25 protein-coding genes are annotated in these 25,902 nt (G+C 72.6%); 13 read left to right on the top strand and 12 right to left on the bottom strand.

Going from position 1 to position 25,902, the window contains the following annotated elements; genetic code table 11:
- Nucleotides 1-114 precede the first annotated feature (114 nt).
- The 4 genes from ABZ693_RS16805 to ABZ693_RS16790 all read left to right on the top strand — a co-directional run bounded on the left by ABZ693_RS16805 (nucleotide 115) and on the right by ABZ693_RS16790 (nucleotide 3,731).
- Nucleotides 115-309 (top strand): hypothetical protein, encoded by a 195-nt coding sequence (locus ABZ693_RS16805; RefSeq protein ID WP_359877275.1) that lies wholly within the window; start codon nucleotides 115-117, stop codon nucleotides 307-309.
- Nucleotides 306-713: a type II toxin-antitoxin system death-on-curing family toxin gene (locus ABZ693_RS16800; RefSeq protein ID WP_359877272.1), complete on the top strand. Its 408-nt coding sequence runs from the start codon at nucleotides 306-308 to the stop codon at nucleotides 711-713. Before ABZ693_RS16805 ends, ABZ693_RS16800 begins: the two co-directional genes overlap by 4 nt.
- Nucleotides 714-818: 105 nt before the next feature.
- Complete coding sequence (locus ABZ693_RS16795; RefSeq protein WP_359877407.1) at nucleotides 819-2,609, top strand: DEAD/DEAH box helicase; 1,791 nt, start codon at nucleotides 819-821, stop codon at nucleotides 2,607-2,609.
- A gap of 480 nt (nucleotides 2,610-3,089) precedes the next feature.
- Nucleotides 3,090-3,731 (top strand): IclR family transcriptional regulator, encoded by a 642-nt coding sequence (locus tag ABZ693_RS16790; protein ID WP_359877269.1) that lies wholly within the window; start codon nucleotides 3,090-3,092, stop codon nucleotides 3,729-3,731.
- A gap of 160 nt (nucleotides 3,732-3,891) precedes the next feature.
- Here the strand turns inward: ABZ693_RS16790 and ABZ693_RS16785 are convergent, their stop codons facing one another.
- Together ABZ693_RS16785 and ABZ693_RS16780 are read right to left on the bottom strand one after the other, a co-directional pair.
- Nucleotides 3,892-4,575, bottom strand: coding sequence for a DUF998 domain-containing protein (locus ABZ693_RS16785; protein WP_359877266.1), 684 nt, complete (start codon nucleotides 4,573-4,575; stop codon nucleotides 3,892-3,894).
- Nucleotides 4,576-4,694: 119 nt separating this feature from the next.
- On the bottom strand, nucleotides 4,695-5,711 hold the full coding sequence (locus tag ABZ693_RS16780; RefSeq protein ID WP_435842439.1) for a winged helix-turn-helix domain-containing protein: 1,017 nt from the start codon (nucleotides 5,709-5,711) through the stop codon (nucleotides 4,695-4,697).
- Between the two features lie 94 nt (nucleotides 5,712-5,805).
- On the opposite strand from ABZ693_RS16780, the gene ABZ693_RS16775 reads away from it, so the two are divergent.
- The gene (locus ABZ693_RS16775) at nucleotides 5,806-6,906 is read left to right on the top strand and encodes an alpha/beta hydrolase (RefSeq protein WP_359877261.1); all 1,101 of its coding nucleotides are present in this window, start codon (nucleotides 5,806-5,808) and stop codon (nucleotides 6,904-6,906) included.
- 86 nt (nucleotides 6,907-6,992) lie between these two features.
- The gene (locus ABZ693_RS16770) at nucleotides 6,993-7,796 is read left to right on the top strand and encodes a S16 family serine protease (protein ID WP_359877258.1); all 804 of its coding nucleotides are present in this window, start codon (nucleotides 6,993-6,995) and stop codon (nucleotides 7,794-7,796) included.
- On the opposite strand, the gene ABZ693_RS16765 is transcribed toward ABZ693_RS16770, so the two are convergent.
- On the bottom strand, nucleotides 7,729-9,063 hold the full coding sequence (locus tag ABZ693_RS16765) for an MFS transporter (protein ID WP_359877255.1): 1,335 nt from the start codon (nucleotides 9,061-9,063) through the stop codon (nucleotides 7,729-7,731). The genes ABZ693_RS16770 and ABZ693_RS16765 overlap by 68 nt on opposite strands.
- A 63-nt stretch (nucleotides 9,064-9,126) precedes the next feature.
- Between ABZ693_RS16765 and ABZ693_RS16760 the strand changes: the two genes are divergently transcribed.
- Complete coding sequence (locus ABZ693_RS16760; RefSeq protein ID WP_359877253.1) at nucleotides 9,127-9,258, top strand: hypothetical protein; 132 nt, start codon at nucleotides 9,127-9,129, stop codon at nucleotides 9,256-9,258.
- A gap of 18 nt (nucleotides 9,259-9,276) precedes the next feature.
- On the opposite strand, the gene ABZ693_RS16755 is transcribed toward ABZ693_RS16760, so the two are convergent.
- The 7 genes from ABZ693_RS16755 to ABZ693_RS16725 form a co-directional block, all read right to left on the bottom strand.
- Entirely contained in the window at nucleotides 9,277-9,474 is a 198-nt protein-coding gene (locus ABZ693_RS16755; RefSeq protein WP_359877250.1) for a hypothetical protein, read from the bottom strand.
- A 125-nt stretch (nucleotides 9,475-9,599) separates the two neighbouring features.
- Nucleotides 9,600-10,262 carry an ArsR/SmtB family transcription factor gene (locus ABZ693_RS16750; RefSeq protein ID WP_359877247.1) on the bottom strand — a complete coding sequence of 221 codons (663 nt, stop codon included), beginning with the start codon at nucleotides 10,260-10,262 and terminating at the stop codon, nucleotides 9,600-9,602.
- 85 nt (nucleotides 10,263-10,347) lie between these two features.
- The gene (locus tag ABZ693_RS16745; protein ID WP_359877244.1) at nucleotides 10,348-11,337 is read right to left on the bottom strand and encodes a glycine betaine ABC transporter substrate-binding protein; all 990 of its coding nucleotides are present in this window, start codon (nucleotides 11,335-11,337) and stop codon (nucleotides 10,348-10,350) included.
- Complete coding sequence (locus ABZ693_RS16740; protein WP_359877241.1) at nucleotides 11,334-12,215, bottom strand: ABC transporter permease; 882 nt, start codon at nucleotides 12,213-12,215, stop codon at nucleotides 11,334-11,336. The genes ABZ693_RS16745 and ABZ693_RS16740 overlap by 4 nt, the downstream gene beginning before the upstream one ends.
- A 74-nt stretch (nucleotides 12,216-12,289) precedes the next feature.
- On the bottom strand, nucleotides 12,290-13,534 hold the full coding sequence (locus ABZ693_RS16735) for a betaine/proline/choline family ABC transporter ATP-binding protein (protein ID WP_359877405.1): 1,245 nt from the start codon (nucleotides 13,532-13,534) through the stop codon (nucleotides 12,290-12,292).
- Between the two features lie 109 nt (nucleotides 13,535-13,643).
- On the bottom strand, nucleotides 13,644-14,291 hold the full coding sequence (locus ABZ693_RS16730; RefSeq protein ID WP_359877238.1) for an ABC transporter permease: 648 nt from the start codon (nucleotides 14,289-14,291) through the stop codon (nucleotides 13,644-13,646).
- Between the two features lie 18 nt (nucleotides 14,292-14,309).
- Nucleotides 14,310-14,789 carry an Lrp/AsnC family transcriptional regulator gene (locus ABZ693_RS16725; RefSeq protein WP_359877235.1) on the bottom strand — a complete coding sequence of 160 codons (480 nt, stop codon included), beginning with the start codon at nucleotides 14,787-14,789 and terminating at the stop codon, nucleotides 14,310-14,312.
- A gap of 121 nt (nucleotides 14,790-14,910) precedes the next feature.
- Between ABZ693_RS16725 and hppD the strand changes: the two genes are divergently transcribed.
- Nucleotides 14,911-16,056: a 4-hydroxyphenylpyruvate dioxygenase gene (gene hppD / locus ABZ693_RS16720; protein ID WP_359877232.1), complete on the top strand. Its 1,146-nt coding sequence runs from the start codon at nucleotides 14,911-14,913 to the stop codon at nucleotides 16,054-16,056.
- Between the two features lie 216 nt (nucleotides 16,057-16,272).
- Here the strand turns inward: hppD and ABZ693_RS16715 are convergent, their stop codons facing one another.
- Nucleotides 16,273-17,727 carry a hypothetical protein gene (locus ABZ693_RS16715; RefSeq protein ID WP_359877230.1) on the bottom strand — a complete coding sequence of 485 codons (1,455 nt, stop codon included), beginning with the start codon at nucleotides 17,725-17,727 and terminating at the stop codon, nucleotides 16,273-16,275.
- A gap of 97 nt (nucleotides 17,728-17,824) precedes the next feature.
- On the opposite strand from ABZ693_RS16715, the gene ABZ693_RS16710 reads away from it, so the two are divergent.
- Complete coding sequence (locus ABZ693_RS16710; RefSeq protein WP_359877228.1) at nucleotides 17,825-19,222, top strand: FAD-binding oxidoreductase; 1,398 nt, start codon at nucleotides 17,825-17,827, stop codon at nucleotides 19,220-19,222.
- 176 nt (nucleotides 19,223-19,398) lie between these two features.
- On the opposite strand, the gene ABZ693_RS16705 is transcribed toward ABZ693_RS16710, so the two are convergent.
- Nucleotides 19,399-19,890 carry an SsgA family sporulation/cell division regulator gene (locus ABZ693_RS16705; protein WP_359877225.1) on the bottom strand — a complete coding sequence of 164 codons (492 nt, stop codon included), beginning with the start codon at nucleotides 19,888-19,890 and terminating at the stop codon, nucleotides 19,399-19,401.
- 299 nt (nucleotides 19,891-20,189) lie between these two features.
- On the opposite strand from ABZ693_RS16705, the gene ABZ693_RS16700 reads away from it, so the two are divergent.
- The 4 genes from ABZ693_RS16700 to ABZ693_RS16685 all read left to right on the top strand — a co-directional run bounded on the left by ABZ693_RS16700 (nucleotide 20,190) and on the right by ABZ693_RS16685 (nucleotide 25,812).
- The gene (locus tag ABZ693_RS16700; RefSeq protein WP_359877223.1) at nucleotides 20,190-21,770 is read left to right on the top strand and encodes an RDD family protein; all 1,581 of its coding nucleotides are present in this window, start codon (nucleotides 20,190-20,192) and stop codon (nucleotides 21,768-21,770) included.
- A gap of 326 nt (nucleotides 21,771-22,096) precedes the next feature.
- Nucleotides 22,097-22,630, top strand: a complete 534-nt coding sequence (locus ABZ693_RS16695; RefSeq protein ID WP_359877221.1) for an RDD family protein — start codon at nucleotides 22,097-22,099, stop codon at nucleotides 22,628-22,630.
- A gap of 346 nt (nucleotides 22,631-22,976) precedes the next feature.
- Nucleotides 22,977-25,355, top strand: a complete 2,379-nt coding sequence (locus tag ABZ693_RS16690; RefSeq protein WP_359877218.1) for an immune inhibitor A domain-containing protein — start codon at nucleotides 22,977-22,979, stop codon at nucleotides 25,353-25,355.
- A 154-nt stretch (nucleotides 25,356-25,509) separates the two neighbouring features.
- The gene (locus ABZ693_RS16685) at nucleotides 25,510-25,812 is read left to right on the top strand and encodes a hypothetical protein (RefSeq protein WP_359877215.1); all 303 of its coding nucleotides are present in this window, start codon (nucleotides 25,510-25,512) and stop codon (nucleotides 25,810-25,812) included.
- Nucleotides 25,813-25,902: the final 90 nt, after the last annotated feature.

Raw genomic sequence — 25,902 nt, 5'->3', positions numbered from 1 at the left:
GCGTCCCGCGATGACCATGTGGCACTGCCCCCGCCCCCGACCAGGGACGGGGGCAGTGCCACGCCCGCCGAAAACCGGTCGCCCCGGCCTTCCTCCCCCGCCTACGGTCGGCGCGTGGACCGTGACACCGTGACGCTGCCCGTCACCCCCGACCTCGCCGATCTCGCCGACGCCCGCGGCCTCGGCGCCGACGAGCTGGCCGCCGAGGCCGTACGGCGGTACGTCGACGGTGAGGCCACCCGCGTACGCATCCAGGCCATGCGGCTCGCGAAGCGCCACCAGCGCCTGCTGGAGAGGCTCGGCGCATGAGCGCGGCGCGGACCACGACCCGGTTCCTGACCGTCGCCGAGGTGACCGACATCGCCCGGATCGCCTTCACCGGCGAGGGCGATCCGGAGCTGCGCGCGCCCGGACTGCTGGAGTCCGCGGTGCACCGGCCGCGGGCGCGGATGTTCGGCGAGAGCGCGTACACCGACCCGTACGAGCAGGCGGCCGTCCTCCTGCACGCCCTCGCCGCGAACCACCCCTTCGTCGACGGGAACAAGCGCGCCGCGTGGCTCGCGGCGGCCACGTTCCTCGCCGTCAACGGGATCGATCTCGGCGACGTGGACCTCGATGCGGCATATGACCTGGTGGTGGACGTAGCGAGCGGAAAAGTGGCGGATATAGAGGACATTGCGGGGCGATTGCAACGTCTTTGTCCGGCCGTGTGAGGACTCTCTCACGGCCCCGCGGCACCGGCTCGTTCATGCGGGATCAGGGTGGCGGCACCGGTAAGGTGGCCCGGTTGTCATATCTGGACGAGCGTCGAACCGGAGATCGTGACTACTACCACCGCCTCCCATCACCTCTCTCCCGCCTTCCCCGGACGTGCCCCCTGGGGCACCGCCAACAAGCTGCGCGCATGGCAGCAGGGCGCGATGGAGAAGTACATCCAGGAGCAACCCCGTGACTTCCTCGCGGTCGCCACGCCCGGCGCCGGCAAGACCACCTTCGCCCTGACCCTCGCGTCCTGGCTGCTGCACCACCACGTGGTGCAGCAGGTCACGGTCGTCGCCCCCACCGAGCATCTGAAGAAACAGTGGGCGGCCGCGGCGGCGCGCGTGGGCATCAAGCTCGACCCGGACTACAGCGCCGGGCCGCTCAGCAAGGAGTACGACGGGGTCGCGATCACGTACGCCGGCGCCGGCGTACGCCCCATGCTCCACCGCAACCGCTGCGAGCAGCGCAAGACCCTCGTCATCCTCGACGAGATCCACCACGCCGGCGACTCCAAGTCGTGGGGCGAGGCGTGCCTGGAGGCGTTCGAGCCCGCCACCCGGCGGCTCGCCCTCACCGGTACGCCCTTCCGCTCCGACACCAACCCGATCCCCTTCGTGACGTACGAGGAGGGCAACGACGGGATCCGGCGTTCCTCCGCGGACTACACGTACGGATACGGGAACGCCCTGGGCGACGGCGTCGTCCGCCCGGTCATCTTCCTCTCCTACAGCGGCAACATGCGCTGGCGCACCAAGGCCGGCGACGAGATCGAGGCCCGCCTCGGCGAGCCGCTGACCAAGGACGCCGTCTCCCAGGCCTGGCGCACCGCTCTCGACCCGCGCGGCGAGTGGATGTCCAACGTGCTGCGCGCCGCCGACCGGCGGCTGACCGAGGTCAGGAAGTCGATCCCGGACGCCGGCGGCCTGGTCATCGCCACCGACCAGGACTCCGCGCGGGCCTATGCCAAGCTGATCCGCGAGATCACCGGAGTCAAGGCCACCGTCGTCCTCTCCGACGATGCCGGAGCCTCGAACCATATCGACGAGTTCAGCGAGGGCACCGACCGCTGGATGGTCGCGGTCCGGATGGTGTCGGAGGGTGTCGACGTCCCGCGGCTCGCGGTCGGCGTGTACGCGACGACGATCTCGACCCCGCTGTTCTTCGCCCAGGCCGTCGGCCGCTTCGTGCGGTCCCGCCGGCGCGGCGAGACCGCGTCCGTGTTCCTGCCCACCATCCCCAGCCTGCTCGGCTTCGCCACCGAGATGGAGGTGGAGCGCGACCACGTCCTCGACCGGCCGAAGAAGGAGGGCGAGGAGGACCCGTACGCCGAGTCCGAGAAGGAGATGGCGGAGGCCGAGCGCCAGCAGGACGAGGACACCGGCGAGCAGGACATGCTGCCCTTCGAGGCGCTGGAGTCCGACGCCGTCTTCGACCGGGTGCTCTACAACGCCGCCGAGTTCGGCATGCAGGCCCACCCGGGCAGCGAGGAGGAGCAGGACTACCTCGGCATCCCCGGACTGCTCGAACCCGACCAGGTGCAGCTGCTCCTCCAGAAGCGGCAGGCCCGGCAGATCGCGCACAGCCGCAAGAAGCCGGACGCCGAGGCCGACCTGCTGGAGCTGCCCGCCGAACGGCGGCCCGTGATCTCCCACAAGGAGCTGCTCGAACTGCGCAAGCAGCTCAACACCATGGTCGGCGCGTACGTGCACCAGAGCGGCAAGCCGCACGGGGTGATCCACACCGAGCTGCGCCGGGTGTGCGGCGGCCCGCCGAGCGCCGAGGCGACCGCCGGACAGATCCGGGAACGGATCAAGAAGGTCCGGGAGTGGGCCACCCGCATGCGGTGATTCGTCCCCTTCCGATTCCCCTCCGCGACCCCCTCCGCGACGCCCTCCGCGACCGCGTCCGTGACCCCGTTCACGACGCGGACGCGAGGCGGCCGCGCGTGTGAGTGAGGCCCGTACGCCGACGGCGTACGGGCCTCACTCATGGCAAGGCGCGGCCCCCACGGTCGGCCTCGCACAACCCACACGGTACGGGGACGAACCGGGCGTCGTTGTCCGCCAAAGTCCCTTGTTCAGGCGACTTAGGTCCCGAACCGCGCGTATCAGGTCGCACACGCCCGGATTCTGGACGAGGTCTTCCGCTGAGCGGAGCAGCTCGCTACTCTCCCGGCTCAAGCAACCGCCCCGTGGCAACGCCGCCACGGAGCGCAGCCGGTGCAACCCCGTCCTGCCGGCGGCCGCTGACGTGCGTCGCCGATGGGACCGGTGCCGCGCCCTCCGTGAGCGCCGCCCGCCGTCACTCACTCCGAAGGAGAGGGCGTCGTGACCGCGGAGACCTCCCAGACGCTCGACCGGGGACTTCGAGTCCTCAAACTGCTCGCCGACACCGACCACGGCCTGACCGTCACCGAGTTGTCCAACCGACTCGGCGTGAACCGGACCGTCGTCTACCGCCTGCTGGCCACCCTCGAACAGCACGCCCTCGTCCGCCGCGACCTCGGCGGCCGCGCCCGCGTCGGCCTCGGGGTGCTGCGCCTCGGCCGGCAGGTGCACCCCCTCGTACGGGAGGCCGCGCTGCCCGCGCTGCGCTCGCTCGCCGAGGACATAGGGGCGACGGCCCATCTGACGCTCGTCGACGGAGCGGAGGCGCTCGCCGTCGCCGTCGTCGAGCCGACGTGGACCGACTACCACGTGGCCTACCGGGCCGGCTTCCGCCACCCGCTGGACCGGGGCGCCGCCGGCCGCGCGATCCTCGCCGCCCGCCAGGGCGAACTCGCCGAAGCCGGGTTCACGCTCACCCACGGCGAGCTGGAGGCGGGCGCGAGCGGTGCCGCCGCCCCGCTGGTCGGCGTGACCGGCATAGAAGGCAGCGTCGGCGTCGTCATGCTGTCGGACGCGGTGCCGGAGCGGGTCGGCCCGCGGGTCGTGGACGCGGCCCGCGAGGTCGCCGACGCCCTGCGCTGACGTCGTAGGCACGCCCGAACAGGCCGGCCCGGTCAGGGGGTTGGCGGGCGGCGGGATACGGCTCCGGGGGCGGGCCCGTGATCCCGGCGCCGCCGTCGCTCCCGTCGCTCCCGTCGCCTCGGCCGCTCCCGTCGCCGTACGCCATGGACGCGCGGCCCGCTCAGCCGTCGTGACCGAGCCGCCCCCGCGCCGCCGGCACCGCCCGGGACGCACGCGCCGCGCGGTCGGTCAGACCGTGGACGCCGACGGACAGCACCCAGGCCAGCAGCGGCAGTGCGGCAACCCGTTCCATGCCGCCCATGCCGAGGCCGAGGTAGGTGCGGGACAGGAACAGTCCGAACGCCGCGATCGCCACCACGCCCCACACCACACCGCCCCACCGCAGCGTCGCCGGGACGCCCCGCACCAGGACGAACCCGGTGAGCACAAGACCGGCGTTGCCCAGCAGCATGATCAAGAGGGCGCCCAGGACGTGCGTGTTCTCGTTGACGTCCGCCGGGGCCAGTCCGGCCAGCGCGAACCCCGCGCCCGCCCCGGCCAGCAGCACCCGAGCCGCCATGGCGGCCGGACCCCGGCGCCACAGCGCCCCGCCCGTCAGCACCACGCCGAGCAGGAACAGCACGCCGAGGGCGATGAACGACCCGTTCATCAGACCGTGTTCGGGTGAGCAGATGTACCGCGGCTCGGGCTCCGACCGGAGGGCGCACACGGCGTTGCCCAGGTCGCTGATGTTGTTGTGCGCCCAGCTGTACGGGGTGGTCCACGCCGACTCGGCGATCCCGTGGACGACGAAGAACTGCACCACCCCCACGATCCACGCCGCGTACCCGATCCGGACTCTCATCGTCCACCCTCCGCCGACCCGTATCCCGCATCCCGTGTCCCGTATCGCCACGAGCAGTCGATCACGTTGCTCCGCCCCGTGGCACTGCCGCAACCCTCAGGAACGAAGTAGGGATTTCCCTACGCGGACCCCGGCCCGGCGGGGCGCGTGCCCGCCGTCAACTCCCCCAGCGCCGTGCGCTCATGGCGTACGGAACGGCCCGCGCGGGCCGTCCGGACCAGGCCCGCCGCGCGCAGCGCCGCCGCGTGCTCGGACGCCGTCGCGTTGCTCACCCGCAGCGCGCGGGCCAGCTCCGTCGTCGAGCGGGGCTCGGCGAGCAGCCGCAGCAACTCCGCCCGGGTACGGCCCAGAACGGGCGCGAGCGGATCGTCCGAGGCGGTGGATCCGGTGCGGGAGCCGACGCCGGAGCCGGAGCCGTCCGGTGACGGCGGGAGGCCGGTGCCCGACGGGTAGGTGAGCACCACGGGACGGCCCGGACGGTCCTGGAGCAGTGGGCCCGCCGGGTGGCGGAAGGTCGGCAGCAGCACCAGGCCCCGGCCGTCGAGCCGGACATCGCGTCCGGCGGCCCGCGGCGAGGACGCCGGCCACCGCCAGACGGTGCCGTCGAAGCGGGAGCCCGGGGCGAGGGCCGTCAGCGCGGCGGCCAGTCCGTGTTCGGCGGCCGTCAGGGCGTGCCGGGCGAACGCGTCGCGGTGCAGATCCCGTACCAGCGGCCACACCGGGGCGAGGACCGTCTCGTACGCGGCCCGCTGGGCCCGGCGCACGGCGCGCCAGGACGCCTCCTCGCCCGCGTGCAGGCCCCGCACCCAACGGGGCGGCGCCCCGGCTCCGTACACCCGCTCCAGCTCGGCGCGGACCGTCTCCGGGCGGGTCGCGCGGATCTGCTCGAAGCTGTCGTCGAGGGTGTCGGCGAGGACGTCCAGGAAAACCGGCGGGCGGTCGGCCGGCACCAGGTCGGCGAGCGGGTCCGCGGCGGCCGGCAGGGCGCGCAGGACCCGGCCGCGCCAGTGGTCGAACAACGGGTCCCGGCCCGGCATGACCGCCGTCGCCAGGGCCGCGTGCAACTCCTGCAGCGGCGCCGGACGCGGCGCGAAGCGGACGCGGGCGACATCGGCCGCCGTGAAATGGATACGCAAGCCCGGCACTACCGCGACTCCCCCTCTTCCGCCCGCCTTTCGGACAGGGCCTGAAGCGTCGTGCCACCCCGGCCCCCGGACCCAGGATGCCCGCATGACCTCTCGACGCACTCTCCTCCAAGGCGCCGTGCTCGGCGCCGCGACCGCCCTCCTGCCCACGGCCGCGCGGGCGGCGACGGCGCCGACGGCCGGGCCCGTGCTCCGGCTGCCCGCGCCCACCGGGCCCCACCCCGTCGGCCTGCGCACCGTCCACCTCACCGACCCGACCCGCACCGACCCCTGGGAGGGCGGAGCGCGGGAGGTGATGCTCACCGTCCTGTACCCGGCCCGCGACATCCAGGGCCGCCCCCGCGTCCCCCAGCTCACCCCGGCGGCCGCCTGGGAATTCGCCGACCTGGCACCCTTCGTGCACCCCGGCCTGCCCGCGCCCGGCACGGTGGACTGGGGCGCCGTCCTCACCCACGGGCACCTGGCCGCGCCGCCGCTGCCCGGGCGCCTGCCCGCGCTGCTGTACAGCCCGGGCGGCGGGGACTCCCGCACCCTCGGCACGAGCCTCGCCGAGGACCTGGCCAGCCACGGCCGGGTCGTCGTCCTCGTCGACCACCCCGGCGACGCCAGCCAGGTGGACCTGCCCGGCGGAATGCGCTACACCGTGCTGCGCGGCGAACCGGACCCGGCGACCTTCCGCACCATGATCGACACGCGGGTCGGAGACCTCCGCCTCGTCCTCCACCGGGTCCTCGGCGACGGACTCGCCGGCCTGCCCCCGGCCACCACCACCGGGATCTACGGCCACTCGGCCGGCGGCACCGCCGCCGTCTCGACGGCCCACGCCGACCGCCGCGTCCGCGCGGTGGCGAACCTGGAGGGCTACCTCGACCTCGACCCCCTGGACGGCTTCGACCGCCCCCTCCTCCTCTTCCGTACGGACGGCTTCGACGGTGCCGGCCGCCTCACCCGCTCCTGGGCCGGGCGCGCCGGAGAGCGGGCCCTGCTGGCCGGCAGCGGCCACTGGGCCTTCACCGACTACGCCGCCCTCGTCCCCGCTCTCCAGGCCGCCGGGCTCGTGACCTCCGCCACGCGGGCCGCGCTCGTCGGCACCGCCGACCCGGCCGCCCGCCTGGCCGCGCTCCGCCGGCGCCTGCGCGCCTTCTTCGACGCCCACACGGGGTGCGCCCGGAGCGCCCGGCGCTGAGGAAACGCCCCGCCCGGCCTCGCGGCGGGCCGGGGCCCTGGCGGGTGTGCGGGCGGCTTCCGGCGGGCGACCAGTAGATTGGGGGCGTGTTCTCCCGACTCGCCCGTCTTCCCCGCGCCCGTGCCCTCGCGCTGTGCGCGCTGCCCGTCGCCGGACTGTTCGCCGCCGCCGGGTTCGCGCCGCTGCCGTTCGCCATCGCGCAGCCCGGCACGACCGCCGACGTGCTCGGCAAGGACCAGGGCCGCGAGGTGATCACCGTCTCCGGCGCCCCGGTCCGCCCGACCGAGGGCCAGCTGCGGATGACCACGATCCTGGCGACCGGGCCGTCCGCGTCCATCGGCTTCTCCGAGGTGGCCGACGCCTGGTTCCGCACCGACCGGGCGGTGCTGCCGAAGTCCTCCGTCTATCCGACGGGGGAGTCCGATCAGGAGATCCAGAAGCACAACCTCGGCGAGATGAAGGAGTCGCAGGACGCCGCCTCCCTGGCCGCCCTCGACTATCTGAAGCTCGACCCGAACAAGGTGAAGGTGAACCTGCACCTCGCCGACGTCGGCGGCCCCAGCGCCGGACTGCTCTTCTCCCTCGGCATCGTCGACAAGATCGACGGCAATGGGAAGGGCGGCGATCTGACCGGCGGCCGGACCATCGCCGGTACGGGCACGATCGACCCGGACGGGACGGTCGGCGCCGTCGGCGGTGTCGCCCTGAAGACGCAGGCCGCCGCCCGTGACGGCGCCACCGTCTTCCTGGTGCCGAAGGGCGAGTGCTCCCAGGCGCAGAGCGAGCTGCCGAAGGGCCTGCGGCTCGTCCCCGTCACCGCGCTCAGCGACGCGGTGTCGTCGCTTCACTCTCTGGAGCAGGGACAGGAGTCGAAGGTCCCGAGCTGCTAGCCGGGCCGGCCGCACCGCCGTCCTCGGAGATCTTGGCCGGGGCGTCCAGCTCGCGCCAGACCGGGAACACCAGCGGCGACAGGGTGGCCAGGAAGAACGACCCGCCGACCAGGAGCAGCGCCGCCGTGATGCCCAGGCTGTCGACCAGGAGGCCGGCGACCAGGCCGCCGAGCGGGGTGGTGAGCAGGACGGCGGCCGTGCTCGCGCCGCCGACGCGGCTGCGCAGCGCGTCGGGGACCACCTCGTAGAAGGCGGTGCTGAGGATCGGGTTGAGCACCCCGGCGCCGAGCCCGCCGAACGCCGCCGCCACGACCATCGGCGGGATGGTGTCGGTGAAGGCCGCGGTGAGGATGGGCGCGGTGGATATCAGGAAGCCGACGGTGAAGACCGGCCGGCGCGGGACGTGATGGCCCAGCACACCGTAGAGCAGCGCGCCGGCGAGGGCGCTGCCGCCGAAGACGGCGACCAGCAGGCCCTGCGCGGACGCTCCGCCGAGCTCCTCGCGGGCGTGGATCGGCATCAGGACCGAACTCCAGCTCATGGCCAGCCCGTTGGTGACCATCACCATGAGGTTGACGGCGAGCAGCAGCCGGTTGCGCAGCAGGAAGGAGTAGCCCTCGCGCAGGTCGGCGCGGTAGGCGGTGAGGTTCAACGCCGGTGCGTCGCGATGGGGTTCGGCCGACGGGATGCCCCGCAGGCCCGCGAGGACGAGCAGCGCCGAGACCAGGAACGTGGCGCCGTCGACGTACAGCACGGTGTCGGCGCCCAGCGCCGCCACCAGCAGACCGCCGACGGCGGCGCCGATCATCCGGGCGCCGCGCGAGACGGCGTCGTAGAGGCTGGCGGCCCGGCTGAGCGGGGTACCGGCGTGCCGGGCGAGGTCGGGGATGAGGACGTTGCGGGCGGTCTCGCCGGGGGCGTGGAAGAGACCGGTGACCGCCATCAGCGCGCACAGCATCCAGAACCGCAGCACTCCGGCCTGGTTGAGCAGCGGGATCGCGGCGAGCGCGAGGGCGCAGACCAGGTCGGAGGCGATGGAGACCCGGCGGCGGCCGATCCGGTCGATGACGGGTCCGCCCGCGAGAGCGGAGACGACGACGGGGGCGGCGGCGCAGAAGGCGACCAGACCGGCCTTGCCGGCGCTCCCGGTGGTCTCCAGGGCGAACCACGGGACACCGATCAGGGTGAGTGAGTTCCCGCTGATCGAGACGGTGTTGGCCGACAGGACGGTGACCAGCGGTGTGCGGGCATGGGTGAGTAGGCGCACGATGCTTCCCCCGGATGCAATGGGTGCGATGAAGGCGATGAAGGCGATGAAGGCGATGAGGTGATGCCGGCGATGGAGGCGCGGCTCGGCCGGGCCGGCGCGTGGGCCGGCGCGTGGGCAGGCGGGACGGCGGACGGGCGGCGTGACGAGCGGAAGCCGGGCGACGGTCAGGCGGACGAGCGGGAATCCGGGTGACGGTCAGGCGTCAGGGCATCAGGCGGACAGCGCGCGGCCGGCGAGCGCGGCGCGCGACGTCCCGGGAACGGCGAGCTTGAGGCCGAACTCGACGAGCTTCCAGCCCAGTTGGACCCGTACCGGAGCGGACGGAACCATCGGGGCGGCGGTGTCGGCGGTGTGCCGGAGCTCGGTGGCGGTCAGACGGTGCAGGGTGAGGTGGACGTCGGAGTGCATGGCTGAAGGACCCTTCCGGTCGGCTGTGGTGCGACGGGGTGTGGTGGATCGGCTGTGCGGGGGAGTGGACGTCGTGCGGTGGAGGCCGTGGCGTACGGGTCAAACGAACGCCACGGCCCGGCTGGTCAGTTGACGCCGTCCTGCGGGAAGGCGTGCAGGTGCATCCGTATCCGCTGGGTCGCCGGGTCCTCGGCGCCGGCGCTGTCGCGGTACCCGTCGATCAGGTCGTGGATCTTCTGGTTGAGCTCGGCCGCGCGCTCGGCCGAGAGGTGGAGCGTGAAGTCGCTCATGTCCGAGGAATCCCGCCATATCTCGTCCCAGTGGTCGCGGGTGCCGAGGTAGGTGTTGAGCTCCTGGGTGTGGATGTTCGCGATCTCGTGGAGGTAGACCTCGACGGCGCCCTGGACCTCGGGGTTGGGGTCCTTGTCGAGCGCTCCGTCGAAGGTGGTGCCTCTGACCGCCGCCTTCCACCAGCGCTCTCGTCCCTTGCCGAGCTCCGGCGCGTCCTCGACGAAGCCGTGGGCGGCGAGCTGGCGCAGGTGGTAGCTGGTGGCACCGCTGGACTCGCCCAGTTTCTCCGCGAGTTGGGACGCGGTGGCCGGTCCTTGGTGCCGCAGGGCGCGCAGCATCTGGATGCGCAGGGGGTGGGCGAGGGCTCGCAGGGAGCGCGGGTTGAGGACGTGGTTCTCCGGCGGCGCGGGCGCGCCCTCGGCGGAGGAGGGCTTCCCCTGCTCGCTCTGCGGCGCGTGCGCGGTCTCGTTCACCTTCTCGTTCTCGTTCTCGGGCATGACTCCACAGTAGAGTTGCAAAGGACTCTCTGCAAGGCTTTTTTGCAGAACTTCTTTGCAACTCGCTCCGGAGGGGCCCGACGGCTCAACCCGCCTTGATGAAGCCCTCCTTGAGCAGCCACTCCTTCGCCACGTCGTGCGGGTCCCGCCCGTCCACGTCCACCTGCGCGTTCAGCTCCCGCGCCACCGCCGTCGACAGCTTCGCCGTCACCGGGTCGAGCAGCTTCGCGAGGGCCGGGTACTTCTCGTACGTCGCCGCGTGCACCACCGGCGCCGCGTTGTAGTGAGGGAAGAAGTGCCGGTCGTCCTCCAGGACCGTCAGGTCCATCGCCCGGATCCGGCCGTCCGTCGTGTACACCTCGCCCAGCAGGCACGCGTGCGACTGCGAGACCTGCGTGTAGATGATCCCGGCGTCCATCTTCTTGATGCTCGCCGCCGGCAGGCGCATCCCGTACGCCTTCCGCATGCCCAGCAGGCCGTCGTCGCGCGAGGCGAACTCGTTCTCCACGCACACCGTCACCGCCGACGGGTCCTTCCGCGACAGCGCGGCCGCGTCCGAGAGCGTCCGCAGGTGGTACTTCTCGTTGTTCTTCCGGCTGACGGCCAGCGCGTACGTGTTGTCCATCGCCGCCTGCGGCAGCCACACCACCCCGTTCCTCCGGTCCGCGTCGCGCACCGCCTCCCACTGCCGCCGCGGGTCGGGGATGGGCGCGGAGTTGCCGAGGTACGTGATCCAGCCGGTGCCCGTGTACTCGTACATCGCGTCGGCGTCGCCCTTCACGATCGCCTCGCGCGCGCTGATCGAACCCGGAAGGTTCGTCCGGTCCAGGACCTCGGCGCCCGCCGCCTTGAAGACGAGCCCGATCATCTGGCCCAGGATGATGTTCTCGCTGAAGTTCTTGGAGGTGACCGTCAGCGAGGCGCCCTTCAGCGGCTCGCCCTGGCCGAGCTTGCCCGGTGTCACGTCGTCCACCATCGGCGATCCGCTCTTCAGCCCGCAGCCGGACACCGCGAGCGCCGCCAGGACCAGTGCCCCCGCCAGTCCCGCGGCGCGTACCCCCGCCCCGCCCCTCATGCCCCGGCCTCCAGCCCCCGCGGCGTCAGCACCACTTCCGCGAGCGAGGCCAGCCAGTCCACGATCAGCGCGAGTGCCACCGTCAGGACCGATCCGAGCACCAGGACCGGCATCCGCTGGGTCTGGATGCCCGAGGTGATCAGGTCGCCGAGCCCGCCGCCCCCGCCGAAGGTCGCCAGCGTCGCCGTCCCCACGTTGAGGACGAGGGCCGTGCGCACCCCCGCGAGGATCAGCGGCACGGCGAGCGGCAGTTCGACCCGGCCGAGCGTGCCGAACGCCGACATCCCGATGCCCCGCGAGGCCTCCACCAGCTGCGGGTCGATCGCCCGCAGCCCGGCCACCGTGTTGGAGAGCACCGGCAGCACCGCGTAGATCACCATGCCGAGGATCGCCGTCGACGGACCGATGCCCAGCCAGATCACAAGGAGTGCCAGCAGGCCGATCGCCGGGGTCGCCTGCCCGATGTTGGCGAGCGTCGTGAAGACGGGAGCGGCCCGGCGCAGGCCCCGGCGGGTGAGCGCGATGCCGAGCGGGATCGCGAGGAGCAGCACCCAGAAGGTGGAGATCGCGGTCAGCCGTACGTGCTGCCACAGCCGCAGCTGCACATTGCCGCCCGCGAGCGCGTTGCGGGCGATGGAGTCCAGGTTCGCCTGGGAGATCCACAGGACCGTCGCCAGCACGATCGCCATCACGAACAACGGCACGAGGAGGAGCTTGGGCCAGGTGATACGGCGCCGGGGCGCGGCCGGCCGCGGGGCGGGCTCCTCCTCGGCCGGGCTCTCCACCACCACGGCCGCGTGCCCGCCGTGGTGGAACGCCTGCCCCCGGACCTCGTGTTCGCCCGGCGGCCGCACCCCCGCCAGGCCCCTGCCCCCCAAGGCCCCGCCGCCCGGCCCTGGTCCGGGCCCGGATCCGGCCCCGGGGCCGCCCCCCGGCTCCGTACCGTGCCCGTTCACTCGCCGCCCTCCAGCTCCTGCTCCGTCAGGTGGGCCCGGTGTTCTTCCAGATCGTGCTGGTGCTCGATCGCGGTGAGCCGGTCGGCTTCGAGGAGTTCGTGGACGGAGTTCATCAGGGTCTCCATGTCGACCACCCCGGTGAACTCCCCGCGCCGCCCTGTCACCGCGACCCGCCCGCCGCTGTCGATCAGCACCGCCTCCAGCGCGTCGTGCAGCGTCGCGTCCCGGGTCACCGTGTCGTGGACGAGCGTCCCCGCGCGCGCCAGCGAGCCCTTGGCCCGCATCAGATCGCCGCGCCGCAGCCATTTGTACGGCCGGCCGCGCCGGTCCAGCATGAGCAGCTCGTTGTGCGGGCCCTGGCGCAGCGCGTTGAAGATCGACTGGAGCGGGTCGTCGACCGTCACCGTCGGGAAGTCGGCGACCCCCACGTCCCGGACCCGCGTCAGGTTGAGCCGCTTGAGCGCCGCGCCCGCGCCGACGAAACCGGAGACGAAGTCGTCCGTCGGGTTGGTGAGGATGGCCTCGGGGGTGTCGAACTGGGCGATGTGCGACCGCTCCCGCAGCACCGCGATCCGGTCGCCCAGTTTGATGGCCTCGTCGAAGTCGTGGGTGACGAAGACGATCGTCTTGTGCAGCTCGTGCTGGAGCCGGATCAGCTCGTCCTGGAGGTGGTCGCGGGTGATCGGGTCGACCGCGCCGAACGGTTCGTCCATCAGCAGGACGGGCGGATCGGCCGCCAGCGCCCGGGCCACGCCCACCCGTTGCTGCTGGCCGCCGGACAGCTGGCGCGGGTACCGGTCGTGGAACTCGCGCGGGTCGAGCCCGACCAGGTCCAGCATCTCCTCCACCCGGTCCTTCACCCGGGACTTGGACCAGCCGACCATCTTCGGGACGAGCGCGATGTTCTCCGCGACGGTCATATGCGGGAACAGGCCCGAGGACTGGATGGCATATCCCACCTTGCGGCGCAGCTTCACCGGGTCGATGTCGGTGACGTCCTCGTCGCCGATCCGGATGCGGCCGCTGGTCGGCTCGATCAGCCGGTTGATCATCTTCAGGGTGGTGGACTTCCCGCAGCCGGACGGGCCGACGAAGATCACTGTCTCGCCCGCCTTGATCTCCATGCTGACGTTCTCGACGGAGGGGTACGGGTTGCCCGGATAGCGCTTGGTCAGCTCCTCCAGCTCGATGGACGCCCCCGACGCGGAGTCCGGTACGGGGTGCGGTACGTACCCGGGCATGGTGGCGGTGGCCGGTCCCGCGCCCGCGGCGCCCGAGGTCCCGGCGGCGCCCGCGGTCCCGGCGGTGCCCGCGGTCCCGGCGGTGCCCGCGGTCCCGGCCGGGGAGGGCTCAGACACGGATCCCCCTCGGAATCGTCAGCCGGCCGAGCAGGACGTACGCCGCGTCGAAGAGCAGCGCGAGGATCACGATCCCGATCGTGCCCGCCAGCACCTGGTTGATCGCGTTGGCGCTGCCCAGGGAAGCGATGCCGCGGAAGATCTCGTTGCCGAGCCCCGGCCCCGAGGCATAGGCCGCGACGGCGGCGATCCCCATCAGCATCTGGGTCGACACCCTGATCCCGGTGAGGATCGGCGGCCAGGCGAGCGGCAGTTCGACCCGCAGCAGCCGTGCCGCCCGGGACATCCCGATGCCCGTCGCCGCGTCCACCAGGTTCGGGTCCACCCCGCGCAGCCCGACGACCGCGTTACGGACGACCGGCAGCAGCCCGTACAGCGTCAGGGTGATCACGGTGGGCGGCACCCCGAGGCCGACCAGCGGGATCAGCAGACCGATCGCCGCGAGCGACGGGATGGTGAGCAGCGAGGCCGTGGACAGGATCGCCAGATTGCCCGCCCACATGCTGCGGTACGTGAGGACGCTGAGGGCGACGCCGAGCGCGGTGGCGATCACCATGCACTGGAAGACGGCGCTGGCGTGCTGGTACGCGTCCGTGAGCAGCTGCTGGTGGCGGCTGACGAGGTACTCCCAGAAGCTCACGCGCCGCCTCCGGCGGGATCACCGCGGCGGCTGGTCCTCCGCGGCCTGTTCCACCAGCGGGATGATCCGCAGGGGGACCGGGTTCTCCATGACGATCGCCGTGGAGGCCCGGACGATGCCATCAAAACCGACGACCCGGTCGATCACCCGCTGGAGATCGGCGTTGGAACGGGCCACGAGCCGGCACAGCATGTCCCCGTGCCCGGTCGTCGTGTGCAGCTCCAGGACCTCCGGCACGGTCGACAAGTGCCCCCGCACGTCCGCGCCTTGCCCCTGTTTGATCTCCAGGGTGGCGAACGCCGTGACCGGATAGCCGAGCGCCGCCGGCTCGACCTGCGGGCCGAATCCGCGGATGACTCCGTTCGACTGAAGCCGGTCCAGCCGCGCCTGCACCGTGCCACGGGCCACGCCGAGCCGCCGCGACGCCTCCAGGACCCCGATCCGGGGCTCCCGGGCGAGGAGCACGATGAGCCGCCCGTCCAGATGATCGATCGCCACGACGGCCTCCTGATGGTCATCATGTACAAGTCGCCTGCCCATACTGGCCGGTCGCTGCGCACATTGACCAGAGGAACTGCAAACTATTGCGCACCTTGCCGGTCGGCGGGACTCTGCTGTCATGACTGAGACCCTGGATCACACCCCTGGTACCGAGCGTGACGCCGACGCCTTCCCGGTGAAGGGAATGGACGCGGTCGTCTTCGCCGTCGGCAACGCCAAGCAGGCCGCGCACTACTACTCCACGGCCTTCGGCATGCAGCTCGTCGCCTACTCCGGACCGGAGACCGGCGTCCGCGAGACCGCCAGCTACGTCCTGGCCAGCGGCGGTGCCCGCTTCGTGTTCACCTCCGTCATCAAGCCCTCCACCGAGTGGGGCACCTTCCTCGGCAAGCACGTCGCCGAGCACGGCGACGGCGTGATCGACCTGGCGATCGAGGTCCCGGACGCCCGCGCCGCGTACGAGTACGCCATCGGCCAGGGCGCCACCAGCGTCACCGAGCCGCACGAGGTGAAGGACGAGCACGGCACCGTCGTCCTCGCCGCCATCGCCACCTACGGCGAGACCCGCCACACCCTCGTCGAGCGCTCCGGCTACGACGGCCCCTACCTGCCCGGTTACGTCGCCGCCAAGCCGATCGTCGAGCCGCCGGCGAAGCGTTACTTCCAGGCCATCGACCACTGCGTCGGCAACGTCGAACTCGGCCACATGGACGAGTGGGTCGGCTTCTACAACAAGGTCATGGGCTTCACGAACATGAAGGAGTTCGTGGGCGACGACATCGCGACCGAGTACTCGGCGCTGATGTCGAAGGTCGTCGCGGACGGCACCCTCAAGGTGAAGTTCCCGCTCAACGAGCCGGCGATCGCGAAGAAGAAGTCGCAGATCGACGAGTACCTCGAGTTCTACGGCGGCGCCGGCGTGCAGCACGTCGCCCTCGCCACCAACGACATCGTCGCCTCCGTGCGCGCGATGCGCGCCGCCGGCGTCGAGTTCCTCGACACCCCGGACACCTACTACGACACGCTCGGCGAGTGGGTCGGCGAGACCCGCGTCCCGATCGACACCCTGCGCGAGCTGAAGATCCTCGCCGACCGCGACGAGGACGGCTACCTGCTGCAGATCTTCACCAAGCCGGTCCAGGACCGCCCGACCGTCTTCTTCGAGATGATCGAGCGCCACGGCTCCATGGGCTTCGGCAAGGGCAACTTCAAGGCCCTGTTCGAGGCGATCGAGCGCGAGCAGGAGCGCCGCGGCAACCTCTGACCGCTCCCCTGAGGGCATCCACCAGGACGCCCTTCCGCGCCGCCTTCCCTGAACCGGCGCCTCCCCTACGAGGGCCTGCCCGGGCCATCCCCGCCCTGGGCAGGCCCTCGTACGCCCCGGGCGGGCGGCTACGGGGGGCTCGCCCGGGGTGCCACGCACGTCATATGCCCCCTTCCCGACCCCCTCCCCGACCCCCGCGCCACCCACCACGAGACCTCACCGCCCCGCACCCGCCTTCCGCGGCGCCTTCTTCCCCTTCCGCTTCGCCACCTTGTCCGGCGCGCTCGGCCCCTCCGACCCCACCAGATCCGGCAGCTCGTCCGACGGCTCACCCAGCTCCGCCAACGCCCCCCGCGCCCGCGCCGCCCACAGCGGCGAGAACGCCGGATCGGTCCGCACCGCCTCCGTCAGACGCCGCCGCGCCGCCCCGCTCTCGCCCAGCGCCCGTTCGATCTCCCCCCGGTGGTACGCGAACAGCGCGCTGCGCAGCCCTTCCTCCGTGGCCCGTCTCGCGTACGGCAGCGCCTGCTTCGGCTCGCCCGCCCGGTACAGCGCCCAGCCCAGCGCGTCCGCCACCCGCACCGACCGGTGCCCCCGCGCCCACGCCACGCGCAGCCGCCGCACCGCCTCCGCCGGATCGCCGTGGTCCGCCTCGAACAGCCCGAACACCGCCTCCGCCCGCTCCCACGACCGCCCCGCCCCGGCCGCCCGCAGCCGCCCGTACAGCGCCTGCGCCTCCGCGTCCCGGCCCAGCGCCTCGGCGAGCTCGCCCGCCTCCAGGAGGTACTCCGGCAGTGGCAGCCGCGCCACCGCCGTCCGCCAGTCGGCCATCGCCTCCGCCGTCCGGCCGAGCGCCGCCCGCGCCCGCGCCCGGCCCGCGAGCGACGGCCCGTGCTCCCGTACGAGCCCCAGCGCCGCCCCGTACTGCGCGAGCGCCTCCGCCGGCTCGCCCCGCTCCGCGGCCAGATCCCCCGCCCGCGCCAGCGCGTCCGCCTTCTGCGCGGGCGTCCGGGCCAGCGCCACCGCGTCCACCGCCGCCGCGCCCGCGTCCTCGCGCCAGCCACGCACGCGATAGAAGTCCGCCGTGCGCCCCGCGCCGACCGCCGACCCCGCGTGCAGGGAGGTCAGCGTCCCGGTGGCCCGCTCCGCCGCCTTGTAGTCGCCGAGCCCGTCGTACGCGTCGATCAGCACCGGATACACCGACCAGCGTCTCGGGGCCGCCTTCCGCACCCGCTCGCCCCACTCCCGGCCGGTCGCCCAGTCCCCGCGCGCGTTGGCGAGCGCCGCGAGCCCCTGCTGGGCGTCCAGGTTGCCCCGGGCGGCCGGCAGGACCGTCAGGGAACGTTTCAGCGCCCGCTCCGCCCGCGGGAAGTCCGCCGGATCCGCGCGCCGCAGCCCGCGCTCCGTATACGCCGTGCCGAGCACCGCCCATGACGCGTCGTCAGCGGGGTGCCTCCGCACCCACCGCTCCCGGTCGCCGATCAGCGCCACCAGATCGGGCAGCTCCGCCCGCGCGCCCGCCCCCGCCGCGAGCTCCGCCCGCCGCGCCGGTCCGGGCGGGGCCGCCGGGGACCAGACGATCAGCTCGGGCACGTACGCCAGCGCCGCCGCCGCGAGGACCGCGCCCACACCGGAGGCGAGGACCGTCCGCGACACGTTCTCGGGTCTCATGGCGCTCACTGTGCAACCGCCCGCCGCCGCGTGAAGAGCACACCGGCGGCCGATCCGGCGGGTTCACACCGATGGCCCCGGGTGCCAGGCTGGACCCATGGACGATCTTCACGAGGGACCCGGCCGGACGGACGGACTCCACACCCGGCTGCGCGCCGGACTTCCCGCCGACGCCGTGCTCACCGACCCCGACGTCATGGCCTCCTACGCCCACGACATGGCGAGCTTCTGCACGGCCGGCGCCCCCGCGGCCGTCGTGCTTCCGCGCACCGTCGAACAGGTCCAGCACGTCCTGCGCACCGCGACCGCGCTCCGTGTCCCGGTCGTCCCGCAGGGTGCCCGCACGGGTCTGTCCGGCGCAGCCAACGCCTCCGACGGCTGCGTCGTGCTGTCCCTGGTCAAGATGGACCGGATCGTGGAGATCGACCCCGTCGACCGGATCGCCGTCGTCGAACCCGGTGTGGTCAACGCCGTGCTGTCGCGGGCCGTCGCCGAACACGGCCTGTACTACCCGCCGGACCCCTCCAGCTGGGAGACGTGCACCATCGGCGGCAACATCGGCACGGCGTCCGGCGGTCTGTGCTGCGTGAAGTACGGGGTCACCGCCGAGTACGTCCTCGGTCTCGACGTCGTCCTCGCCGACGGGCGGCTGCTGCGCACCGGGCGGCGCACCGCGAAGGGCGTCGCCGGGTACGACCTGACCCGGCTGTTCGTCGGCTCCGAGGGCAGCCTCGGCATCGTCGTCGGGGCGGTGCTCGCGCTCAAGCCGCAGCCGCCCGCGCAGCTCGCGCTGGCCGCAGAGTTCCCCTCGGCGGAGGCCGCCTGCGAGGCCGTCTGCGCCATCATGGAGCGGGGCCACACCCCGTCCCTCCTCGAACTGATGGACGGCACCACGGTCCGGGCCGTCAACCGGCTCGCCCACATGGGTCTGCCCGACACCACCGAGGCGCTGCTGCTGTGCGCCTTCGACACCCCGGATCCGGCCGCCGACCTGGCCGCGGTGGGGGAGCTGTGCCGGGCCGCCGGGGCCACCGAGGTCGTCCCCGCCGACGACGCCGCCGAGTCCGAACTCCTCCTCCAGGCCCGCCGGCTCTCGCTCAACGCCCTGGAGACCATCAAGCCGGCCACGATGATCGACGACGTCTGCGTGCCGCGCACCGAGCTCTCCGCGATGCTCACCGGGACCGCCGAGATCGCCGCCACGTACGGGCTGACCATCGGCGTCTGCGCGCACGCGGGCGACGGCAACACCCACCCGGTCGTCTGCTTCGACCCCGACGACGAGGACGAGTCGCGGCGCGCCCGGGAGTCCTTCGACGAGATCATGGCGCTCGGGCTCGCGCTGGGCGGCACGATCACCGGGGAGCACGGGGTGGGCGTGCTCAAGAAGGAGTGGCTGGCGCGCGAACTCGGGCCGGTGGGACTCGAACTCCAGCGCGGTATCAAGCGGACCTTCGACCCGCTGGGCCTGCTGAACCCGGGCAAGCTCTTCTGACGTACGGGCGCGGGCACGGGCGCAGGCACCGGCACGGGCGCAGGAACCGGCATGCCCACGGGCACGGGTACGCGCGCGTGGTGCCGTACGCGTACGACCACGGGTACGCGCGCGTGGTGCCGTACGCGTACGAGTGCGGGTACGCGCGCGTCGTCCCCGGACCGCTCCGGCGCGCCTCACCGGTCGTCCTCGGCGGACTCGTCCGTCACCCACGGGTCGCGCAGCCACAGTTCGTCCACGACGACCGTGGCGGCGAGCAGCGCGGCGAGCCCGTCGTCGATGCCGAGCCGGTCGGTCTCGGTGCCCGGCGGGACGGCGCGCAGCGTCCGCTCCAGCCAGGTGGACACCTGCGCGGACGGGGCCTCCAGGAGGGCGTCGCCGTCGGGGGAGGACAGGGCCATCAGGATCACGCTGCGGCCGTCGACCTTCGTCGGCCAGATCCGGACGTCGCCGTGCCCGCAGGGCCGGAACACGCCCTCGACGAGGAGTTCACGGGCGAAGGTCCAGTGCACCGGGTACTCGGAGCCGGTGTGGAACTCGATGTGGATCGCGTACGGGTCGTCGGTCCGGTAGGCCAGCCGGGCCGGGACGGGGACGGAGCACTCGGGGGACACCACGAGCTTCATCTCCAGCTCGCGCTCGACCACGGTGGCGTCGGTGTTCTGCATGATGGTTTCGCCTCTCTCCGCGCGGCCCACGGCGGGCCGTCACATGGAGAGAGCGGGGTCGGGCCGGACTATGACGCGACTTCGGAGAATTTTCCGAAGAAATTTTTCCGGGCCTCCGCCGACCGCCGGAGACGCGGGCCCGAGGATCACTGTGCGTCACCTTTTCGCGCGGGCGTCCCCCGGAAGCGGGCTTTCTGGCGGGCTCCTTGTCCCCGCGGGGGCGTTCTTCGTTACTGTCCTCCCTGGGGCGCCGGGCGCCCGCGCGGATCAAGACCTTGTGACTGAACGGAGTCGGGGCAGTGGCTACTCCACCTGGAGGCGGCGGGGACGTACCGCAGGCGGGCTACTACCCCGACCCGTCCATCCCCGGTTACATCCGCTACTGGAACGGCGGCGCGTGGGTCCCCGGTACGAGCCGGCCGGCTCCCCAGGAGGGCGAGACCCCGCCCGCCCCGCCGGCCTCCGGCGCGCCGATGCCGGGCCCGGCCGCCCCGGCGGAACCGGAGCCCGCCGCGGCCCCCGTGGCTCCCGCGACCCCCGCCGTGCCCGCGGTCGAGGAGACCGGGCCCCTCTTCTTCGACGAGGACCCCGAACCCTCCTCCGCCTGGCAGGCCACCACCTCCGGCCAGACCGGCTTCGGTGGCGAACGCGACCAGAAGGTCTCCTGGGGCCACCCCGACACCGCCGACCCGCGCATGGCGCCCACCGCCTGGCCCGCCGCCGGCGGCCAGGCCGAACCGCCCGCGGCGTCACCCGCGTCCGCGTCCGCGCCCCTGCCCGCCCCCGCGCCGACGCCCGAGCCCGCACGCGACCACGCCACCACCACCCTGAAGGCCCCCGGCCCCCGGGCCACCCCCGCCGCGGCCCCGGCGACGCCCGCCTGGCCCGCCGCGGGCGACCACGCCGAACCGGCCGCCGCCCCGGCCTGGCCCGCCGCCGGAGCCGCTCCGGCCGCCGCCGACAGCGGGCACGGCGCGGGTACGGTGCCGCCGCAGACCGCCCGTCCGACAGCCGGCGCGCCGCAGGACCGGCCCGCCCCCGCGACCCCGGCCCCCGCCCGCCAGGAGGCCGCCCCGGCCCCCGCGCCCGCCTGGCCCGAGGGGCACCAGGCCGCCGCGCCCGGACCGCTCGCCGGCGGAGCCGTCAACTCCGCGCCCGCGTCTTCACCCTGGGCGCAGCAGTCCCCTCCGACTCCCCGGACTCCGCAGGTTTCCCGGACCCCCGGGGTCGCGCAGCCGGCGCGGCAGGCCCAGCCGTCGCCCGTGCCCCAGGCGGCTCGCCCCGCCCCGGCCCCGCATCCCGCGCAACCCGCCCAGGCCGGCGGGCAGCAGCCCGTCACCCCCTGGAAGCCGCCGGTCGAGGACCCGTTCCTGGCGGCGGTACGGGAACAGGCCGCCGCCCGGCCCGCCGGCCTCGGCCGCCGGCTGCTGGCCCGGATCGTGGACGGCGTGGTGTTCGGCGCGGCCCTCGGGGCCGTCGCGTACCCGCTGGGCCGTGCCGCCCTCGACCACATCGACGAGAAGATCGAGACGGCCCGCCAGTCCGGCGTCACCGTCCAGGTCTGGCTCGTGGACTCCACGACGGCCGCGCAGTTCGGCATCATCCTCGCCGCCTTCCTCCTCCTCGGCGTCGTCTACGAGGCGCTGCCCACCGCCAAGTGGGGCCGCACGCTAGGCAAGAAGCTGTGCGGGATCCAGGTCCGGGACATCGAGGCGCACGAACCGCCCACGTTCGGCGCGGCCCTGCGCCGGTGGCTGGTCTACGGGGTGCTCGGGCTGCTCGTGATCGGTGTGGTCAACGTGCTCTGGTGCCTGTTCGACCGGCCGTGGCGGCAGTGCTGGCACGACAAGGCGGCCGGTACCTTCGTCGCCGCCGGGTAGCGGTCGTCCGGAGGTCTGTCCGGAGACCTCAGGGGGCCGTTCACCCGGACGGGGGCCGATTCGTTGCGGGGCCCGACCGCCCGGGATGCACTGCCCCCATGAGCAACGATCAGCCGCCGCCGCCCCCGGGGCAGCCTCCCGAAGACGACCCCTTCGGCAAGAAGCCCCCGGGTCCGCCGTCCGGCCCGCCCCCCGGTGGATCCACGCCCGGCGGCCCGCCCCCCGAGGGCCCGCCCCCCGAGGGCCCTCCGCCCGGTGGCCCTCCGCCTGGCGGACCGCCCCCGGCCGGACCGCCGCCGCCCGGCAACCCGTACGACAGCCCCGGCATGCCGCCCCCGCCCCCGCAGTACGGGGGCTACGGCGGCTACGGCGCCGACCCCCTCGCCGGGATGCCCCCGCTCGCCGAGCCCGTGCGCCGTATCGCCGCCCGTGTCCTCGACTGGCTGATCGTCGCGATCCCGCTCGCCATCATCGGCATCCCGTTCCACATCTACGAGCGGGTCACCCGGAACGACGACTGGAACAACGCCGTCAACAGCTTCAACGGCGGGAGTCAGTTGATCTTCCAGCTGATCACGATCGTCGCGTACGTCGGGTACGACGCGGTCATGGTCGCGCAGAAGGGGCAGACGCTCGGCAAGAAGTGGCTCAAGCTGCGGGTCGCGATGCTCAACGACGGCTCCACGCCGCCGATGAACGCCTCCCTCGTCCGCGCGTTCGTGCTCTGGCTGCCCGCCCTGATCTGCTGCGCCTGTCTGTGGCCGCTGCTCCTGCTGATCCTGATCCTGCTGGACAAGCCGTACAAGCAGGGCCTGCACGACAAGGCGGCCAAGACCGTCGTGGTGACGGTGCCCCACTGACCGTGCCCCGCTGACCGCGTCTCGCCGACCGTCTTTCTCCTCTTCCCCCTCCCTCCCCCCGCCGACCGCGCTCTCGCTGCCCCGCCGCGCCCCGCGCCGGCCGACGGGCGGCCTCTCGTGCCGCCCTATACACCTCCTGTGCGTCCGTGCGAGTGATCGTCAGAGGCCTGCGGGAGTCCGACTATTGAAAAAACGGTCCTGCATAGTGCACTTGGCCTGTTCAAGTCAAGATCTGGTTTTTCTTCGTCAACTCCGGTCGAATGTCGTCACTTGTGACGCGCACAACCGCCTGGGCGGACACCCCACCGATTCCGCCGGGTGAGCGCGCCGGGGAGGACGAAGACAAGTGACCAACAGACGACGGACGATCATGGCGTCCGCAGTCGTCGTGGCGCTCGCGGCCACCGCCGCCACCGCCTCGACCTTCGGAACGGCGTGGGCTGCCGACTCCGACACCACTCCGGCGGCCGTGGCCGCCAACCGGGCCAAGGCCGTCGACAAGACGGAGGTCGACCACGACCTCGAGGGCCCGTACAGCAAGCAGCGCGAGCAGCAGCGCAAGGCCGCCCTCGACGCCGTCCTCAAGGGCGACGCCAAGGTCGAGAAGCGCAATGGCTCCAGCGTCGTGAAGCTCGGCAACAAGAAGTACGTCGAGCTGGGCCGCGAGAAGACCGACAAGATCTTCACGATCCTCGTCGAGTTCGGCGACCAGGTCGACCCGAAGTACGGCGGCACGCCCGGCCCGCTGCACAACTCCATAGCCAAGCCGGACCGTGCGAACGACAACTCCACGGACTGGAAGGCCGACTACAACCAGCAGCACTTCCAGGACCTGTACTTCGGCACCGGCAAGGACAAGGCCACCGGCCAGCCGAAGGAGTCCCTGAAGACGTACTACGAGCAGACCTCGTCCGGCCGTTACTCGGTCGACGGCACCGTCACCAGCTGGGTGAAGGTTCCGTACAACGAGGCCCGCTACGGCTCGAACTACTGCGGCGAGAGCAACTGCCTCAACGTCTGGGACACGGTCCGCGACGGCGTCAACGCCTGGGTCGCCGACCAGAAGGCCCAGGGCAAGACCGACGCGCAGCTGAAGGAAGAGCTCGCCTCCTACGACCAGTGGGACCGCGACGACTTCGACGGCGACGGCAACTTCAACGAGCCCGACGGCTACATCGACCACTTCCAGATCGTCCACGCGGGCGAGGACGAGTCGGCCGGCGGCGGCGCGCAGGGCGAGGACGCGCTGTGGGCGCACCGCTGGTACGCGTACGGCACGGACAACGGCAAGACCGGCCCGTCGCAGAACCGCTCCGGTGGTACCCCGATCGGTGACACCGGCATCTGGGTCGGCGACTACACGATGCAGCCCGAGAACGGCGGCCTCGGTGTCTTCGCCCACGAGTACGGCCACGACCTCGGTCTGCCGGACCACTACGACACCGCGGGCGGCGAGAACTCGACCGGCTTCTGGACTCTCATGTCCTCCGGTTCGTGGCTCGGCACCGGCAAGGACGCGATCGGTGACCTGCCCGGCGACATGAGCGCCTGGGACAAGCTGCAGCTCGGCTGGCTGAACTACGACAAGGTCAGCGACGCGCAGCGCTCCAAGAAGACCACCCACAAGCTGGGTGTCTCGGAGTACAACACCAAGCTCCCGCAGGCGCTCGTCGTCGAGCTGCCCAAGGAGAAGATCACCACCGAGGTCGTCGCCCCCGCCCAGGGTGCCACCCAGTGGTGGAGCGGCATGGGTGACAACCTCAAGAACACCCTCACCCGCTCGGTCGACCTGACCGGCAAGTCCTCCGCCTCCCTGGACCTCCAGGGCTGGTGGGACATCGAGCAGGACTACGACTTCCTGTACGCCGAGGTCTCCACCGACGGCGGCGCCAACTGGAACGCCCTCGACGGCACCGCCGACGGCGTCGCGCTGCCGAAGGACGCCTCCGGCGCCACCGCGCTGACCGGCGCCTCCACGTCGTACAAGAAGCTCTCGTACGACCTCGGCGCCTACGCGGGCAAGAAGGTCGACCTCCGCTTCCGCTACCAGACGGACGGCGGCGCGGGCGGCAAGGGCTTCGCGGCCGACAGCCTCGTGGTGAACGCCGATGGTGCCCCGGTCTTCTCGGACGACGCCGAGAACGGTGACAACGGCTGGGCCACCAAGGGCTTCTCGCGGGTCGGCGCCTCCTTCACCAAGGAGTACGAGCAGTACTACATCGCCGAGAACCGCCAGTACGTGTCGTACGACAAGACCCTCAAGGTCGGCCCGTACAACTTCGGCTTCACCGGTGACAAGGCGAGCTGGGTCGAGCACTACGCGTACCAGAACGGCCTGCTGATCTGGAAGTGGGACCTGTCCCAGAAGGACAACAACACCTCCCAGCACCCGGGCAAGGGCCGCGTCCTGCCGATCGACTCTCACCCGGCTCCGCTGAGGTGGAACGACGGCACCCTGATGCGTGGTCGCATGCAGGCGTACGACTCGCCGTTCACGATCGCGCGGACCGACGGCATGACCCTGCACAAGCAGGACAAGGCCACGGTCGTCCCGTCGCTCAAGGGCAACCCGGTCTTCGACGACCGCAAGGGTTCCTACTGGACCTCCGAGAACCCGCGGGCCGGTGTCCTGACCACGGACACCAACACCAAGATCGAGGTCGTCAAGGAGCCGAAGAACGGCCAGACGATCACGGTCGAGGTCGGTCCGTCGACGAAGAAGTAACCCTGATGGCCTGAGCATCAGCCCAGGTCAGCGCATGATCGGCCGTCGCCCCCTAGCGGGCGGCGGCCGATCGTGTTTAGGTGCCTCGTGCGGCCCGTCGACCACGGCCGCAACTCGTTTCACCGACAGTCGTTCCACGGGGGAGTGGTTCCGCATGTCCACTGGAGGTTTCTGCCGCCTGCCCACAGGCAGCGTCGTCGTCGCCATCGGCCTGCCCAGTCCGGCGGGCGACGGCGCCACGGTCCGCTTCCTGGTGCACGCCGCGAACCGCGCCCGCGCCCTCACCCGGCTGCGGAACCTCGGCCTGCGGTCCGTCTACCTGCGCGGCAACACCGAGCCGCCCACCCCCGACGAGATCACCGCGGTGCTGCACCACCCGGACGGGCTGCTGTGGCGGACGACCGCGCAGGAGCTGTGGCACTCCATACGGATGCTGCCGAAGGCGCCGGCGGTCTAGGGCGTGTGTCGAAAGTAGCTCCGTCCGCCCGGAGGGCGGGGCCTGCGGCGTCTGGTGCGTGCGATCGCAAGGCGGAGGATCATCCTCGTA

This window comes from Streptomyces laurentii (assembly GCF_040635425.1).
In the GTDB taxonomy this organism is placed as follows: domain Bacteria; phylum Actinomycetota; class Actinomycetes; order Streptomycetales; family Streptomycetaceae; genus Streptomyces; species Streptomyces laurentii.
The sequence above is the reverse complement of the archived record's forward strand: the minus strand, read 5'-3'. Positions and strand labels throughout refer to the sequence as shown.

What these genes read in the sequence shown, in the direction of transcription:
- ABZ693_RS16800 (WP_359877272.1), top strand. Translation starts at nt 306, where the DNA reads ATGAGCGCGGCGCGGACCACGACCCGGTTCCTGACCGTCGCCGAGGTG.
- ABZ693_RS16785 (WP_359877266.1), bottom strand. Translation starts at nt 4,575, where the DNA reads ATGAGAGTCCGGATCGGGTACGCGGCGTGGATCGTGGGGGTGGTGCAG.
- ABZ693_RS16775 (WP_359877261.1), top strand. Translation starts at nt 5,806, where the DNA reads ATGACCTCTCGACGCACTCTCCTCCAAGGCGCCGTGCTCGGCGCCGCG.
- ABZ693_RS16760 (WP_359877253.1), top strand. Translation starts at nt 9,127, where the DNA reads ATGCCGGCGATGGAGGCGCGGCTCGGCCGGGCCGGCGCGTGGGCCGGC.
- ABZ693_RS16755 (WP_359877250.1), bottom strand. Translation starts at nt 9,474, where the DNA reads ATGCACTCCGACGTCCACCTCACCCTGCACCGTCTGACCGCCACCGAG.
- ABZ693_RS16750 (WP_359877247.1), bottom strand. Translation starts at nt 10,262, where the DNA reads ATGCCCGAGAACGAGAACGAGAAGGTGAACGAGACCGCGCACGCGCCG.
- ABZ693_RS16745 (WP_359877244.1), bottom strand. Translation starts at nt 11,337, where the DNA reads ATGAGGGGCGGGGCGGGGGTACGCGCCGCGGGACTGGCGGGGGCACTG.
- ABZ693_RS16735 (WP_359877405.1), bottom strand. Translation starts at nt 13,534, where the DNA reads ATGCCCGGGTACGTACCGCACCCCGTACCGGACTCCGCGTCGGGGGCG.
- hppD (WP_359877232.1), top strand. Translation starts at nt 14,911, where the DNA reads ATGACTGAGACCCTGGATCACACCCCTGGTACCGAGCGTGACGCCGAC.
- ABZ693_RS16715 (WP_359877230.1), bottom strand. Translation starts at nt 17,727, where the DNA reads ATGAGACCCGAGAACGTGTCGCGGACGGTCCTCGCCTCCGGTGTGGGC.
- ABZ693_RS16710 (WP_359877228.1), top strand. Translation starts at nt 17,825, where the DNA reads ATGGACGATCTTCACGAGGGACCCGGCCGGACGGACGGACTCCACACC.
- ABZ693_RS16705 (WP_359877225.1), bottom strand. Translation starts at nt 19,890, where the DNA reads ATGCAGAACACCGACGCCACCGTGGTCGAGCGCGAGCTGGAGATGAAG.
- ABZ693_RS16695 (WP_359877221.1), top strand. Translation starts at nt 22,097, where the DNA reads ATGCCGCCCCCGCCCCCGCAGTACGGGGGCTACGGCGGCTACGGCGCC.
- ABZ693_RS16685 (WP_359877215.1), top strand. Translation starts at nt 25,510, where the DNA reads ATGTCCACTGGAGGTTTCTGCCGCCTGCCCACAGGCAGCGTCGTCGTC.